Genomic DNA, 15,470 nt, shown 5'->3' with positions numbered 1-15,470 from the left:
TGACAGAAAAAAGTGGGAGCCGGAGCCGGATAAAGCCCAAAACCTAATGAATGGTTTGGTGAAGTTAAATAAAAAGGAACCTACAGCTGAGCCTGCAAGTTCCCTCGATTCACAATATCTTTCTAGCGTGATATCGTGACACTGAAAAATCTAATTATATGAAAAAGTTATTTGTTTAAATTTTTGTTGCTAAACTGAAGACGAGGTTCAGGTCATCTTTCACGACAATCATTCCGCCCATTTTTTTCGGTGGCGTGATGTTGAAATCACTGAATTTTACATTCTTGCGTCCTATTAATTTATTATTTTCTATTTCAAATTCTACGTTGTATCTTTTGCTTTGGTTCATCATTTTGACTTCTACAACGGCGATATAATTTTTCTGAACTTTGGTAAAGTTGATGAACTTGATAGTCATATTCGGATATTTTTCAGAATTCAGGATTTTCTGAAAATCTTTGGTCATCATCTTGTTTCCGCAGTCGAACTCATTGACTTTTAAAATGATATTCGGAAGGTTTCTCTCTGTGAAGGCGTAAACACCGGTTTCTGCTTTGAATTTGTTGTTCACACATTGAAATTTATTTACGTTGGTGCTTCCGTTAATCTGAACAAAATTTTCCTGAGCCTGCGCGAAAAGCGTTATAAAACCGAAAAGTAAATAAAGAAGTTTCATTTTTTTAATTTTTTAAAACAGAGGAAACCCGAGAATTTCCTCTGCTTCTGTTAACTGAATATCTAGAAAGCTATGGCTGCTTCTATTACATATCCTTTGAACTGACCACCATTATAGATGCTTGTAGTGGGGTATCCGTCGTATTTCTGGTTAACATATTCTGCTTTGGCCAGGATGTTTTTTGTCATAAACCAGCCACCACCAATGTTGAATCTTTTAACGGTAATTTTATCTCCTGAGATTAATTTTCCATCAGCCTGGTTGTATCGTCCGCCAAAGTAAAAGCTGTCTTCTTTTCCAAAACGGTATAGTAATTCTCCTGAATATTGACTGTATGTTCTTCTGTCTGTTTCTGCTAGGTTTCTACCAGATGTTGTTTCATAAGTTCCGAAGAATTCTAATCCTTTGTAACGGACGAAAGGGTTGATCATAACTGCTGTCATTTTATTGACAAAATCCGGAACTACTTTTGCTGAATTTAAGCTGCTTGCGCCGGTTGCTGCCGTGTTTTCCATTACAAAATAGTATCTGGATCCGGCTCTGTCTCCGTTGTAGAAATCTAACCTTGAACTGTTAGCATTATTATAGATAGATCCGGTTAACCTTACTCTGAGGTCCTGATTGATTTGTTTATCGTAACCTACTTTTGCATATAGTGAAGGCGCTGTTCCGCTGGTTGCGGTCTGGTTCAGTCTTCCGTTTGAAGCTCCAACCATTCCTATGAAACCGTCTCTTCTATAATACACTTCCATGAAAGGAAAAGTAGCATAAGCATCCATCAAAAGATTTCCTGCTATAAATGGGTTCGTAAGTGAATAGGCATTGTCTGTTCTTCTGAAGTGCGCATCACCGTAGTTAAGTTCATCTTGCCCTACTTTGATCGTTGCATACTTCATAAAATCTTTAAGGAAGTCTTTTTGTATGAAGTCTAACTTATCAATTTGTAAATATCCTCCTTTTACATAAGTCTCATTGTGGTGTCGGGAAGATAGGAAAGTTCTCAGGTGTAAATTAACACCATCGTATAAAGCAACATCTATATCTAAGTTGGCTGTTGGAAGATTGAAGTTGTTGCTGATTTTATATAACTGATTTTGATTAACACCATTAACAATAACGGGAGTTGCGGTATTTTCGTGACTAAGTCCTTGGAATTGTAATGCAAATGCACCGCCTACTTTAACTCGTAAATGATCAAAAGTTGTTACTGAATCCTTTTTTGGTTCAAAAGCATTGATAGATCTTTTGTCGCTGGGATTGAAATTATCTAATTGGTGTTCCTGTGCAATACCTAAGTTTGAGATTGCTAAAGCAGCGATTAGGCCGGCTTTTAATAGATTTCTTTTCATGATAACAGAATTTAAATATTTATAGAATTAATTTGTTGCACTGATGTTGATGTTAATATTGATCTCGTCACCTGTTTTAATGGTTCCCATCATAAAGCTTGGTGGCTTGATGCCGAAAGTGGACATTTTTAATTTTGTGCTACCTTTGATGATGTAGGTATTTCCACTTTTGGTTACAGTTACCGGGAATTTGATGGCTTTTGTAACATTTGTAATGGTTAAGTTGCCGCTGACTGTTGCTGTTCCGCTTGCTGGAAGTGATGCAGTTGTAAAAGTGATGTCTGGATATTTACCCGATTCTAAGGACTTATAAGCATTTTTGTCCATCGCAGATTCTTTGCTTTTAAGAGAAGTTGTTTTCATCACAAACTTTACATCACTGATTGTTGATCCGCTCGCGTTCCCGGAAAATGTAGCCTGAGCCGAAGCCATACTCCAATCATGCAAAGTGGAAGTCCCATCAATTTTTATATTAGAACTTTGAGAGGATAATTTTTGAGCATTTGATAATTGAGCTAAACATAATGTTCCAATTGCCAATGTCATTTTGAGTAGATTTTTCATTGTTCTCATTTTCGTAATTTTTAATTGTTATAATTAATTATATTTCATTATTGATAGGACAAAGGTATAATTGTGTTAATTATATTGCTATTTTTTTATTATGACAAAAATCTTATCAATGGCTTCAGTTATTAAATCGATAAATATTTTAAATAATACTTATTGATTTTATCTTATTTCAATTTATTTGATTGATGATAAAAAGCTCTTTATTCATAAATGATAACAAAAAATCAGAGATGACATTTGTTAGGTTAATAAATACTGATGAAAGTCAGTGTCTATATTTTTGATTATCTATAAAAAATGTTAAATTATTAAAGATTCAATAAAAATAGATGACCGATGTCATGTCTGAACAAGTGACGGATGTATGATTACTCTCGGTTGTTAATATCATTCTTTGATCGAACAAATGGCTTGATTTGTGAATGTTGATTTATATAATATTTAAAAAAATGAAAGATCAACAAACTATCGTAATTATAGGCGGCGGTTTTGCCGGCATAGAGTTGGCTGAACGTTTGCTGAAATCGGAATATGATGCATCAGTTATCCTGGTGGACAAGAATAATTATAATTTTTTTCCACCATTGTTATATCAGGTGGCAACAGGCTTTTTGGATGTTTCTAATATTAGTTATCCATTCAGAAAGCACTTTAGGTCAGAAAAAAAGTTTTCCTTTATTATGGGAGAATTGCAAGAGATTGTTCCGGGAGATAATAAAATCATTTTGAATTGCGGCGAGGTCTTTTATACGAAACTGATTCTTGCAACTGGTACGATTACAAACTATTTTGGCAACAAAAGCATCCAGGAAAATGCGCTTCCCATGAAAACCATTTCAGATGCAATTGATCTCAAAAACAAAATCCTGGAGAGATTGGAAAAAGCTTCCAAAATATCTGATGAAGAATTGAGAGCTAAGCTTACAACCTTTGTCATCGCTGGAGGCGGACCAACTGGTGTTGAGGTGGCTGGCATGCTCAGTGAGTTAAGAAAGGATATTTTATTTAAAGATTATCCTGAACTGAAGAATGCAGCATTTAACATCTACTTGATTGATGGTTTACCGAATATTCTTGCACCTATGAGTAAGGAATCTCAGCAATATGCCCGCAAAACTCTTGAGGGCAGTGGCGTTATAGTAAAATTGGGACAAGTTGTAAAAGATTATATTGATGGTGTCGTTCATCTGGCTGATGGAACATCCATACCAAGTGAGAATCTCATTTGGACGGCTGGTGTTACAGCGCAGAAGTTCAATGGTATTCCTGAAGAATCATACGGAAAAGGAAACCGCCTGATTGTAAACTCTTTTAATAAGGTGATTGGCGCAACTGAAATCTATGCCATAGGAGATACTTGTATTATGACCTCAGATCCTGCATTTCCGCAAGGACATCCTCAATTGGCGCAGGTTGCAATTCAACAGGCCAAATTGCTGGCTAGGAATATTATTGCTAAGCATCAAGGAAAAGGAAGAAAACCATTTATATATAATGATAAAGGATCTATGGCTATCATCAGAAGAAACAGAGCTGTTGCAGATCTTCCCGGGCCATTTAAACATTTTAATGGTTTTTTTGCATGGCTGATCTGGATATTCGTACATCTTATGTCATTGATCAATGTAAGAAATAAAATAACAACTTTCTTTAACTGGCTTAATTCCTACATTACAAAGGATCAGCCCCTGCGTATGATCATCGATCCCTCAAAAAAATAATTTTTCTAAAAATCCTGAAATCCCAAATATTATTAATATGTTTATTAAGGTTTTTACTGCGCCCAATACTTTCGTTCTGGTTAATGTTTCGCATATTGTTTACATTAATCCCGGAAACTCAAATCGTGGTTGTTCACTCATTCTTGATACTGGAGTGAGGTTGAATTCCATCGAGGATTACGACGTTCTGCTAAAACAGATTGAATAATTGTAGAGGTGAATTATGACCACAAACCTTTCCATAACAGCCAGAAAACAAGCAAAGGGAAATTAAAAATACCAAAAAGAAGTAGTTTCCATGACAATTTTATCAGGCCGATTTTTCCATCGACGAAATAGATTCTTCTGATGTATTGATCAAAATAATTCATAATTTATTTTTTTTCGAACGCATCAATCCAAATACTATTCCTCGCTGGCATTTTAATATTAAGAAAAAGTTAATTATAATCTTGCGTCTCTTTTATTATCAAGAACACCTTTAAACTGATGCGTGTAGTCTTTGATGGTTTTTAATTGTTCTGCAACTATTTCTGCGCTTTTATCGTCCAGGTCGCCACTGTCCAATGCTTCCTGATAAGCCTGTATTGCTGCGTTCTCTCCAAATAAAACGTTTTCCAGGGTAGAGCTTTCAAGACTGCCCAGCAGAAAGGCATTTTTGATATCGATCCATGCACGGTGAAATCCTCCGGCAACAGATGTTGAATCATCGGGTTTACCACCTTTTTCAGATATAAGATTAATTAGCTGATTTTTCATGATTTTGCTTTGAGAAGTCATATGTTCATAAAAATCCTGCAAGTCGTGGTTCATTTCCCATATTTTACCTTCTACTTTCTCAAAACCTTCCAGTCTGTCATTGGCAATATGAAGAAGGTCATTCAGGATACTGATAATTTTTTGATTGTCCATTTTGTAATATTTTTATTTTGTTACAACAATTATAATGCCCTCAAATATTATTTTTTTTTGGGGGTGGAATATTTTATTTTTTATGATTCAGGTCATAATTTTTTGGGTAAACTTCTGTATAACTTTGGATTACCAAAAAATAAATATTATGAAAAAAATGATTTTATCTGGAACAATTGTGCTTCTGTTCAGTTGTAAGGATAACAAATCTGCCGAAGTTTATAAAAGCGATTCCATCTCTGTAGATAACACTGCGTCGGATTCTGTGATTGTATCTTCTCAAAACAATAATTCTGCTACTGATAGTGTTGCTAATAATTCTTCAACAAGAGACACTTCATCTTTGAAAAGAGATTCTGTTCAGAGGCGATAAAATTATATTTTTTATAGAATTTTTTACTTATCAACCTTGCTATTTTTGTAGCAAGGTATTTTTGGTTTAAATGTAACTAATTGATAATCAATTTGTTGGAATGGTTTTTGTAATCTGTATTTCAAATAATTCCAACATCATGAAAGAAAATAATTCGCACAAAAATGTAAAGTTGCAAAAACTTCAGGATCATATTACTGATAATGAAGGAGAAAAACTTTCCACCAATCAAGGCCTCAGAATTAATAATAATCAGGATTCTCTCAAGTCAGGAGAGCGGGGACCAAGTTTGTTGGAAGACTTTATTCTCAGAGAAAAAATTACTCATTTTGATCATGAAAGAATTCCGGAGAGAATTGTTCATGCCAGAGGTTCCGGGGCTCACGGTGTTTTTAAACTAAATCAAAGTCTGGAAAAATATACCAAAGCCAAATTTTTAACTGAAGTAGGAAAGGAGACACCAGTTTTTGTGAGATTTTCAACAGTTGCGGGATTCAGAGGCAGTACAGATCTGGCAAGAGATGTTAGGGGATTTGCGGTTAAATTCTATACGGAAGAAGGTAATTATGACCTGGTAGCGAACAACATGCCTGTGTTTTTTATTCAGGATGCGATTAAGTTTCCGGATCTTGTTCACGCGGTTAAGCCGGAACCTGATAACGAAATACCGCAGGCTGCTTCTGCCCACGATACGTTTTGGGATTTTATTTCATTGATGCCGGAAAGTATGCATATGATTATGTGGCTCATGAGTGATAGAGCGATCCCAAGAAGCTACAGGATGATGGAAGGTTTTGGCGTTCATTCTTTCAAATTTATCAATAGTGAAGGCGATTCTCATTTTGTGAAGTTTCATTTCAAACCAAAGCTTGGCGTTCATTCCGTTGCTTGGGATGAAGCTACGAAAATTTCAGGTAAAGATCCTGACTTTCACCGGAGAGATCTTTGGGAAGCTATAGAAAATGGTGCTTTCCCCGAATGGGATTTTGGAGTACAATTAATTCCTGAAGAGAACGAAAATGATTTTGATTTTGATCTTCTCGATCCAACTAAGATTGTTCCTGAGGAATTGGTTCCCGTTCAGATTATAGGAACATTAACCCTTAATAAAAATCCAGATAATTTTTTTGCTGAAACAGAGCAGGTGGCTTTCCATCCGGGACATCTGGTTCCGGGAATCGATTTCAGTAATGATCCATTATTACAGGGTCGGCTATTTTCTTATACCGATACTCAGTTATCACGATTGGGGTCACCAAATTTCCACGAAATTCCAATCAACAGATCGATTAATACGGTTCATAACAACCAACGGGACGGCCATATGAGACAACAGATTGTTAAAGGCAAGGTCAGCTACGAACCGAATTCTATCGGTGGCGGATGTCCTTTCCAGGCAATGATGAAAGAAGGCGGATTTGTATCACAAGCTGAGCGTGTAGATGGACACAAAGTCCGTGCAAGAAGCCAGAGTTTTGTAGATCATTATTCTCAGGCCAAATTATTTTATAACAGCCAATCCGAGCCGGAAAAAGTTCATCTTCAAAATGCATTGATTTTTGAATTATCCAAAGTAACAATTCCCGCGATCAGAGAAAGACTGGTGGGACAGTTGTTATTTATTAATAAGGAATTAGCTTCAGTTGTAGCCAAAAAAGTGGGTGTTGATGTGATCAAATTAAAACAACCAAACGGCAGTATTCCTGCAGATGCTGATCCAAAAACTTTACAGAGCAAAGAAAGAGAACCGAGTATTCCAAGTTCCGAAGCTCTGAGTATGGCTAATACTATTAAAGATACCATTAAAAGCAGAATTATCGGTTTTATTATGGAGCAGGGCGTGAATGGAAAAGAAGTGAATCAATTACAATCTAAATTAGAAAAAGAAGGTGCTGTGATTCAGATAGTTTCCGGAAGTCTTGCGCCTGTAAATGCGGATGACGGAACGGTTTTCGAACCTAAGCATTCTTTGACCAGTACTGCCAGTGTTTGTTTCGATGCGTTGTATATCTGTGGTGGAAAAGAGTCAGCAAAAAATCTACTCAATCCGGAAAACAAAGCTGGAACATTACTCTTTGTGAACGAGGCTTACAAGCATTGTAAAGCGATCTATTTCGGTTCGGATACGGATCAGATTTATATCGAAAGTAACATCAGTCTGAAACAGCACGAAGATTCTGCCATTATTCACGCTACGGAAAAAAATAATGATAAATTATTTATAAAAGCTGTTGCCAATCATAGGGTTTGGGAATTTGAACAGCAAAGAAATAATCCTGCATAAAAAGAATGATATGGAGCAGAAGAAAAATAAATTTGAATGGCTTGCAGATAAAGTGACGCAATGGTCAGGTAGCTCTTATGCCTTTGGTGTTGCAACAGGGATGATTGTAGTCTGGCTAATTTGCGGACCTGTTTTCAGGTATTCGGACACTTGGCAATTGGTTATCAATACAAGTACAACAATCATTACTTTTCTGATGGTTTTTGTTATCCAGAAATCTCAAAACAAAGATTCCAAAGCTATTCAATTAAAATTAAACGAACTGATTGCGGCCAGCAAAGAAGCAAGTAACAGGCTTGTGGATGTGGAAGATATGGATGAAGAAGACATCGATACGTTACATACATTTTATGAGAAAATTTCTTCGGAATGTGAAAATGACGAGGATATCCATAGCTCGCATTCAATAGACCGTGCAGAAGAAAACATTGAAGGAAAGAAGCCAAAAAGGAAAGCATAGTAAGATTATTACCGCTAATCAATAAACATTTATAAAAAGAAGAATCATGGAATTTCCCAAGATATTATTAGATAAAATCAGTTATAATTTGAGGCAAAGAAATGAGTCGATTTCTATTGCGGAAAGTGTGACGTCAGGATTTCTGCAGCTTGCATTTTCTCAAATGCCTAACGCAGAGAGTTTTTATAAGGGTGGAATTACTGCATATACGCTTGAAGAAAAAGTCAGGCATCTTAACCTGGATTATGATGAAGCGAAAGCTGTTAATTGTGTTTCAAGACACATTTCTGAAGTAATGGCTCAAAATGTAGCATTACTGTTTGATACAGAATGGTCAATAGCTACCACAGGCTATGCAACGCCGGTTGAAGAATCCAATAATGAAATATTCGCCTATTACTGTATTGCTTACCGCGGAAAGATCATAAGAAGTGACCGTATAGAATTACATCCGATGACCAAAGCCCTGGATGCACAGAAATATTTCATGGAGTACATTCTGGGTTGTCTCAGATGTGAAGTAAAAAGGCATTTGGAATATATCACAATTTAAATATTTAATCTAATGAAAAGTAATAACAAATATGCATTGGTAACAGGAGCAACTAGCGGTATTGGCTACGAACTCGCTAAGCTTCTCGCACAAGACGGCTATAATCTTGTCATTGTTGCCAGGAATCATGATGAACTGAATGTCAAGGAAAAAGAATTTCGAGCGTATGGAATAGAAGTCATTGTTATGGCAAAAAACCTTTTCCAGGCTGGTGATGTTTATTCTCTTTACGCTGATCTTGCCTTGAATGGCATTAGTCCGGAAATTCTTGTAAATGATGCTGGGCAGGGTGTGTATGGGAAATTTCAGGATACAGATATTCATCGTGAGATTGATATTATCAACCTGAACATTATTTCGGTGATAATTTTAACTAAGCTTTTTATCAAAGACAGACTGGAAAAAGGAGGTGGGAAAATTCTCAATCTTTCTTCTGTTGCCAGTAAATCGCCCGGACCTTGGCATTCTGTCTATCACGGTACCAAAGCATTTATCCAATCCTGGTCAGAAGGAATCCGTGAGGAGCTTAAAGATTCCGGAATCACTGTTACGGCATTATTACCAGGTCCGACTGATACGGACTTTTTTAACAAAGCGGATATGAATCAAAGTAAAATCTTAAAAGACAGAGATGATCTCGCTAATCCTGCGGATGTTGCAAAAGATGGGTATGATGCAATGATGAATGGTGACGATAAAGTCATCTCTGGTCTCAATAACAAATTAACTGTGGCAATGGCAAACATGACAACCGACAGCATGGCTGCGTACAGGATGTCAGAAATGCAAAAACCTGTCAATGAAAAATAAAAAATTATGACGAAGGAAAATCATTTACAATTAGAAGGAAAATCGGTATTGATCTCTGGGGCGGACAGCGGTATCGGAAAAGCAGTAGCATTACTTTTTGCAAAAGAAGGTGCTGATATTGCGGTCATCTATCACAGCGATGACAAAGACGCCGAAAAAACAAAAAAAGAAATCGAACAGTTGGGGAGAAAAGTGATCTTATTTTCAGGTGATGTCAACAATTTCCAGTTTTGTAAGGTTTCCGTCAACAAAACAATTTCAGAATTCGGAAAATTGGATATCTTGATTAATAATGCCGGCGTTCAGTTTCCTGCAGATGATATCCTGGATCTTGAGGAGGAAAATATCAGAACCACTTTCAATGCTAATATTATCGGGATGATATTATTGACCAAAGCAGCATTTCCGCATCTAAAACAAGGTGATTCTGTAATCAACACAACTTCTGCCACCGCTTATCAGGGGCATAAAGAACTTTTGGATTATTCTGCAACCAAAGGTGCTATTGTTTCTTTCACAAGGTCTTTAGCTCTGCAATCCAAACCAAAAGGAATTCGTGTTAATGCTGTTGCGCCGGGTCCGGTTGCGACACCGCTTACCAAAGAAACCTTTGGCGAGGAAGAGGAAGATCCAAATAAACCACCATTTGAAAGAAACGCAACACCTGAAGAAGTAGCTGCAAGCTTTCTTTTTCTCGCGACTGATGCTTCATCTCAGATTACCGGGCAGGTCTTGCATCCGAACGGTGGATTGATCGTAAATGGCTAATTAAATTTTTTAAAACTATGAACGGCGTTATCTTGCAGTTTTTCCATTGGTATCACCCTGGGAAACTATGGAATGAATTTATTGATAAAGCAGAATATCTAAAAAGCCTCGGCTTCACATCGGTTTGGTTTCCGCCGGCAATCAAATGTACTTTAGGAAAAGAAGGGCGTGGTTATGATGTATATGATCTGTATGATCTTGGTGAATTTGATCAGAAAGGTGGGATTCCTACAAGATATGGAACCAAGGAAGAATATCTCAGGACAATAGAAAAAGCACACGAGGTTGGAATGGAAGTTTATGCGGATATTGTTCTCAATCACAGGATGGGAGCTGATGAGATGGAAACTGTAACGGTTCATCAGGTGAATGAGGAGAACCGGAACGAGGTTATTCGTGAAGCTTTCCAGGCGGGTGCAATGACCAAGTTTACATTTCCTGGGAGAAATGGAAAATATTCTGATTTCATTTGGGATTATCAGTGTTTTAGCGGTATTGATAAAGTTAAGACCGGAGATGAAGAACAGAATGGGATTTTCAAAATCTATAACGAATATGGAACTGTGTGGAACGAGCACGTGAGTCATCAATTCGGAAATTATGATTATCTGATGGGCGCTGATGTCGAATTCCGTAATCCTTATGTTGTGGAAGAACTGAAACGCTGGATCAAATGGTATATCGACACAACCAAAGTTGACGGTTTGAGAATGGACGCATTGAAACACATCTCAACCGAATTCCTGAAGGAATGGATCGATTACATCAAATCCGAAATCAATGAAGATTTCTTTATGGTCGGCGAATTCTGGAAAGATAATGTTGACAAGATCACAGGATTCTCCGAAAAGATGGATCATCGCATCTGTTCCTTTGATGTGCCTTTACATTTCAATTTTTTCAGAGCATCACAGGAAAAGCAGAATTACAACCTGAGTGAAATACTGAAAGGAACTTTCCTCGATTGCAACCCGGAATGCTCGGTGTCATTCGTAGGAAATCACGATACGCAAAAGCTTCAGGCTTTGGAATCAACAGTAGAAGATTGGTTCAGACCGATGGCTTATGCAATTATTTTGTTATCAGAGAATGCTTATCCGTGTGTGTTCTATCCGGATTTGTTCGGAGCGGAATATATCGATAAAAATACAGATGGCATTGATGAAAAAATTGTAATACCGAAAGTAGAAATTCTTCCACTTTTGATGCGGGCTCGTCGGGAATTTGCTTACGGAGAGCAGGTCAATTATTTCGATCATCCGAATTGTATTGCCTGGATCAGGAAAGGAAATGAAAATCACAAGGGTTGTGTTGTTCTGATTTCAAACAGCGAAGAAGGTTATAAAGAAATGGATCTTGGAAAAGAAAATGCATCAGCAAAGTTTACAGATTTTCTGGGATTTCGGAAAGAAACCATTGAGTTGGATGAGGACGGTAAAGGAACTTTTTGGGTTAATGCAGCATCGGTAAGTGTCTGGATAAAAAATCAGGACCAATCAATCTAAAAAAATAAAAGTTATGAACAGAGACGGCGTTAGGAAAAGTATCTGGCAGGAAGAGATCAAGCCTTTTCCTGCAGCTATTAATTTTGAAACCGAATATGATGTCGCTATTATTGGCGGTGGAATTACAGGCGTTTCTACAGCTTATCAGTTGCAAAAATCGGGAAAAAAATGCATCTTAATCGAGGCGGCTAATATCGGATTCGGGACTACTGGAGGAACCACAGCTCACATCAATAACTTTCTGGATACTACCTATTCCGAAGCGACAAGTAAATTTGGTCTAGAAGATGCCGTGCTTCTTTATCAGTCAACAGTTGATGCGATTGGTGTTATTGAAAAAAATATCAGCGATAATCAAATTGATTGTGATTTCGAAAAGAAAACGGCACAATTATTTGCTTTGGATGACAAGCAGTCAAAACAGCTGGACGATATTTTGGAAGGTGCCGAAAAAGTCGGTTGTCAAATGAATTTAATTAATAATATTTCATTTCCGATTCCTTTTGTAAGAGCAGTGGAAATTCCCGGTCAGGCACAATTCCATCCAATTAAATATATTGATGCGTTGTGTCGTAGCTTTCTTAATTTCGGTGGAACTATTGTAGATAATTGCTTTTGTAAAAATCATTCGGAAGAAGAGGAGTGGATTGTGGTCAAAACCTCAAAAGGAACTATCAGAGCCAGAAATCTGATTTATGCAACCCACATTCCGCCGGGTGTCAATATGTTACATTTTACCAATGCGCCTTACCGGAGTTATGCAATGGCTTTCACATTAAAAAATCAGAATTATCCCAAGGAACTTGGCTATGATCTGATGGATCCTTACCATTATTACAGAGTTCACGAGATCAACGGAGAAAAACTCTTAATTGCTGGTGGGGAAGATCACAAAACGGGACATTCCGAAGATACGGGCGTTTGCTTTACCAATCTGGAAAATTATGTCAGACAATATTTTGATGTTGATGTTGTAAAATACAGTTGGTCCAGTCAATATTACGAACCAGTGGATGGTTTTCCTTACATCGGAAAGATGCCGGGAACGTCCAATGTTTACACGGCAACGGGTTTTCGCGGGAACGGAATGATATTCGGAACAATATCGTCAAAAATTATTTCTGAATTAATTCTGACCGGAAATAGTCCGTATAAAAAATTATTCAGCCTTTCCAGGGTTACACCAATTGCATGTTTTACGGAATTTGTAAGGGAAACGGCAACGGTTGTAACAGATTTTATCAAGGATAAATTATTTGTTGAAAAAGTTTCGTCTTTGGCGGAAATCAATGAAGGCGAAGGAAAAGTTGTAGCATACGAAGGCGAGTCCTATGCGATTTATAAAGAAAAAGGCGGACGGGTTCATGTGCTGAAAAGTACCTGTCCGCATGCCAAATGTGAGGTGCGGTGGAATAGTGCGGAAATCTCCTGGGATTGCCCTTGCCACGGGTCTCGCTTCAGTGTGAATGGCGAAGTTTTGACGGCGCCTTCTGTGACTGATCTTGCTAGAATCAGAGAAAAAGATTTATAACTAAAATTTGAGATGATGTCTAAGAATAGTTTCTTTTACCGGAATAGTTTAAGTATTGTATTGATTTTATTAATGCTGATTTTCTGGGCAGGGCAATTTTTCACAGGTTGGAAAACTGAAAATAAAGAATTGGCGGAAGAGGGGCGAAGGTTATTAAGTTTTGGACAATATGTTCAGAGCGGACATTTTATACAGGCCACGTTTGAGAATTGGGAAAGCGAATTTCTGCAGATGATGCTTTATGTTTTACTGACAGTTTCTTTAAGGCAGAAAGGTTCCAGTGAATCCAAATCCTTAAGTGAACAGGAAGATGTCGATAAAGAACCGAAACCGCATCCAGACGCACCTTGGGCTGTGAAAAAAGGTGGGATTTGGCTGAAGATTTACAAACATTCTTTGTCTCTGGCTTTTGGTGTTTTATTTCTGATCAGTTTTGTTCTTCATTTTTATGGCAGCTATAAAGATTTCAATTCGGAGCAGATGATAAAAAATCAACCGGCAGTTGGTGTGAGTGATTATTTTTTTTGAATCCAGGTTTTGGTTTGAATCTTTTCAGAACTGGCAAAGCGAATTTCTGGCTGTGGCATCTATAGTGCTTTTGTCAATATGGCTTAGGGAAAAAGGTTCACCCGAATCCAAACCTGTCGATATGGCTCACGACGAAACACCCTGATGTGTTTTAATTGAGTTTTTATTTTACCTTATTTTCTTAGAGGTTGTTTGTAAAACAACTTCTGATGCATTATGCATAATAATTAAATGTTTATTTTATTAATAATTCATTTATAATAAAATATATTTGTTTTGTTTTGGTATAATGATTGTAATATTTGATTTATTAACATTAATTAATACAAAAATAAAAAATTATGGCAACTACAAAATCAGCTACAGCTACGAAAACAAAAACAACTGTCAAAAGTTCAACATCAACAAGGAAAGCACCTGCAAAAAAAGATGCTGCCAAAGACCTAAGCGATCTTTTTGAAGATAGTTTAAAAGACATCTATTGGGCAGAAAAAGCTTTAGTAAAGGCTTTACCGAAAATGATGAAAAATGCAACTAACGAAAAGTTAAAAGCTGCTATCGAGAAACATCTTGGTGAAACAGAAACTCACGTTTCTCGTTTGGAAGAAATTTTTGAATCTATGGGCAAGAAAGCGCAGGCTAAAAAATGTGATGCGATGCAGGGTCTTCTGGACGAAGGTAACAGTATCATAGAAGAAACAGAACCTGGAACTGTAAGAGATGCTGGCATTATCGCTGCGGCACAAAAAGTGGAGCATTATGAGATTGCCACTTATGGTACATTAGCAGCGTTTGCTAAAATCCTGCAAGAATCAGAACCATTAAAAATCCTTCTTAAAACTCTGGAAGAAGAGAAAAAATGCGATGAACTTTTGACTAATCTTGCGGATATTAATCTCAATTCCAAAGCAGTATAAGTTTAAAAATAAAAACTTGCTAAATTAATAATTATGAAAGTACAAGAACTCAGACTTCACAATCTACTTCAATATAAGAATGATGTAGTACCTGTAGTGGGATTCAATTTGGATAAAGAAGCGAATCAAAGTTTGGTGGAGATCCAGCAAGGGAATGTCAAAATTCCCATACATTCGGAAAAACTGAGGCCGATCAAACTTACAAGCGAATGGCTTTCCAAATTTGGTTTCCGGGAGAGTTACCGTTCAGATACCAGGATCCGTTATGATTTGCCGAATTTTGGAAAGTATGACTTTGATCTTACAAAAGATAAGATTCTGGAAGGCTTTTTATATTTCGGAAACTACATAAGATGTCCTTATCTGCATCAGCTGCAAAATCTTCATTTTGTACTGACTGGAAAAGAATTGAAAGTGGAGAGCAATTAATTGCTCTCTTTTTTTGAAAATGCCTTATGACTAAGATCATAAATTAAAAAGGCTTGGTTTTATAGCTTTGAGGATATTGAA

19 protein-coding genes are annotated in these 15,470 nt (G+C 37.0%); 14 read left to right on the top strand and 5 right to left on the bottom strand.

Annotation, left to right across the window (positions count from 1 at the left end; translation table 11 throughout):
* Positions 1-175: 175 nt before the first annotated feature.
* The 3 genes from QOL71_RS14280 to QOL71_RS14270 form a co-directional block, all read right to left on the bottom strand.
* Positions 176-676: a YceI family protein gene (locus QOL71_RS14280; protein WP_283417590.1), complete on the bottom strand. Its 501-nt coding sequence runs from the start codon at positions 674-676 to the stop codon at positions 176-178.
* A 62-nt stretch (positions 677-738) separates the two neighbouring features.
* A complete protein-coding gene (locus QOL71_RS14275; protein WP_283417589.1) occupies positions 739-2,025 on the bottom strand; it encodes a hypothetical protein in 1,287 nt (428 codons plus the stop codon).
* 27 nt (positions 2,026-2,052) lie between these two features.
* Positions 2,053-2,589 carry a YceI family protein gene (locus QOL71_RS14270; protein WP_283417588.1) on the bottom strand — a complete coding sequence of 179 codons (537 nt, stop codon included), beginning with the start codon at positions 2,587-2,589 and terminating at the stop codon, positions 2,053-2,055.
* Between the two features lie 458 nt (positions 2,590-3,047).
* Here QOL71_RS14270 and QOL71_RS14265 point away from each other — a divergent pair, with 458 nt between their 5' ends.
* Both QOL71_RS14265 and QOL71_RS14260 read left to right on the top strand, forming a co-directional pair.
* Positions 3,048-4,319, top strand: coding sequence for an NAD(P)/FAD-dependent oxidoreductase (locus QOL71_RS14265; RefSeq protein ID WP_283417587.1), 1,272 nt, complete (start codon positions 3,048-3,050; stop codon positions 4,317-4,319).
* A gap of 37 nt (positions 4,320-4,356) precedes the next feature.
* Entirely contained in the window at positions 4,357-4,527 is a 171-nt protein-coding gene (locus QOL71_RS14260) for a hypothetical protein (protein ID WP_283417586.1), read from the top strand.
* A 13-nt stretch (positions 4,528-4,540) separates the two neighbouring features.
* Here QOL71_RS14260 and QOL71_RS14255 read toward each other — a convergent pair whose 3' ends face one another.
* Together QOL71_RS14255 and QOL71_RS14250 are read right to left on the bottom strand one after the other, a co-directional pair.
* On the bottom strand, positions 4,541-4,690 hold the full coding sequence (locus tag QOL71_RS14255) for a hypothetical protein (RefSeq protein ID WP_283417585.1): 150 nt from the start codon (positions 4,688-4,690) through the stop codon (positions 4,541-4,543).
* A gap of 73 nt (positions 4,691-4,763) precedes the next feature.
* Positions 4,764-5,231 (bottom strand): PA2169 family four-helix-bundle protein, encoded by a 468-nt coding sequence (locus QOL71_RS14250; RefSeq protein WP_283417584.1) that lies wholly within the window; start codon positions 5,229-5,231, stop codon positions 4,764-4,766.
* 148 nt (positions 5,232-5,379) lie between these two features.
* Here QOL71_RS14250 and QOL71_RS14245 point away from each other — a divergent pair, with 148 nt between their 5' ends.
* From QOL71_RS14245 to QOL71_RS14195, 12 genes are all read left to right on the top strand, one after another.
* Positions 5,380-5,604 carry a hypothetical protein gene (locus QOL71_RS14245; protein ID WP_283417583.1) on the top strand — a complete coding sequence of 75 codons (225 nt, stop codon included), beginning with the start codon at positions 5,380-5,382 and terminating at the stop codon, positions 5,602-5,604.
* Positions 5,605-5,743: 139 nt separating this feature from the next.
* Positions 5,744-7,888 (top strand): catalase, encoded by a 2,145-nt coding sequence (locus QOL71_RS14240; RefSeq protein ID WP_283417582.1) that lies wholly within the window; start codon positions 5,744-5,746, stop codon positions 7,886-7,888.
* Positions 7,889-7,898: 10 nt separating this feature from the next.
* The gene (locus QOL71_RS14235; RefSeq protein ID WP_283417581.1) at positions 7,899-8,348 is read left to right on the top strand and encodes a low affinity iron permease family protein; all 450 of its coding nucleotides are present in this window, start codon (positions 7,899-7,901) and stop codon (positions 8,346-8,348) included.
* A gap of 46 nt (positions 8,349-8,394) precedes the next feature.
* Complete coding sequence (locus QOL71_RS14230) at positions 8,395-8,901, top strand: CinA family protein (RefSeq protein ID WP_283417580.1); 507 nt, start codon at positions 8,395-8,397, stop codon at positions 8,899-8,901.
* A gap of 12 nt (positions 8,902-8,913) precedes the next feature.
* Positions 8,914-9,711: an SDR family NAD(P)-dependent oxidoreductase gene (locus QOL71_RS14225; RefSeq protein ID WP_283417579.1), complete on the top strand. Its 798-nt coding sequence runs from the start codon at positions 8,914-8,916 to the stop codon at positions 9,709-9,711.
* A 6-nt stretch (positions 9,712-9,717) separates the two neighbouring features.
* Positions 9,718-10,479 (top strand): SDR family oxidoreductase, encoded by a 762-nt coding sequence (locus QOL71_RS14220; RefSeq protein ID WP_283417578.1) that lies wholly within the window; start codon positions 9,718-9,720, stop codon positions 10,477-10,479.
* Positions 10,480-10,496: 17 nt separating this feature from the next.
* Positions 10,497-11,984 carry an alpha-amylase gene (locus tag QOL71_RS14215; RefSeq protein ID WP_283417577.1) on the top strand — a complete coding sequence of 496 codons (1,488 nt, stop codon included), beginning with the start codon at positions 10,497-10,499 and terminating at the stop codon, positions 11,982-11,984.
* Positions 11,985-11,997: 13 nt separating this feature from the next.
* Entirely contained in the window at positions 11,998-13,515 is a 1,518-nt protein-coding gene (locus tag QOL71_RS14210; protein WP_283417576.1) for an FAD-dependent oxidoreductase, read from the top strand.
* Positions 13,516-13,530: 15 nt separating this feature from the next.
* Positions 13,531-14,043: a DUF6766 family protein gene (locus QOL71_RS14205; protein WP_283417575.1), complete on the top strand. Its 513-nt coding sequence runs from the start codon at positions 13,531-13,533 to the stop codon at positions 14,041-14,043.
* Positions 14,027-14,188, top strand: coding sequence for a DUF6766 family protein (locus tag QOL71_RS17680; RefSeq protein ID WP_346772103.1), 162 nt, complete (start codon positions 14,027-14,029; stop codon positions 14,186-14,188). Before QOL71_RS14205 ends, QOL71_RS17680 begins: the two co-directional genes overlap by 17 nt.
* 196 nt (positions 14,189-14,384) lie before the next feature.
* Positions 14,385-14,960, top strand: a complete 576-nt coding sequence (locus QOL71_RS14200) for a YciE/YciF ferroxidase family protein (RefSeq protein WP_283417574.1) — start codon at positions 14,385-14,387, stop codon at positions 14,958-14,960.
* 33 nt (positions 14,961-14,993) lie between these two features.
* The gene (locus tag QOL71_RS14195) at positions 14,994-15,389 is read left to right on the top strand and encodes a hypothetical protein (RefSeq protein ID WP_283417573.1); all 396 of its coding nucleotides are present in this window, start codon (positions 14,994-14,996) and stop codon (positions 15,387-15,389) included.
* The last annotated feature ends 81 nt before the right edge of the window (positions 15,390-15,470 follow it).

The organism is Epilithonimonas pallida (assembly GCF_900182975.1).
GTDB lineage: Bacteria > Bacteroidota > Bacteroidia > Flavobacteriales > Weeksellaceae > Epilithonimonas > Epilithonimonas pallida.
Note: the sequence above shows the minus strand (reverse complement) of the source record. Positions and strands in the feature narration are given on the sequence as shown.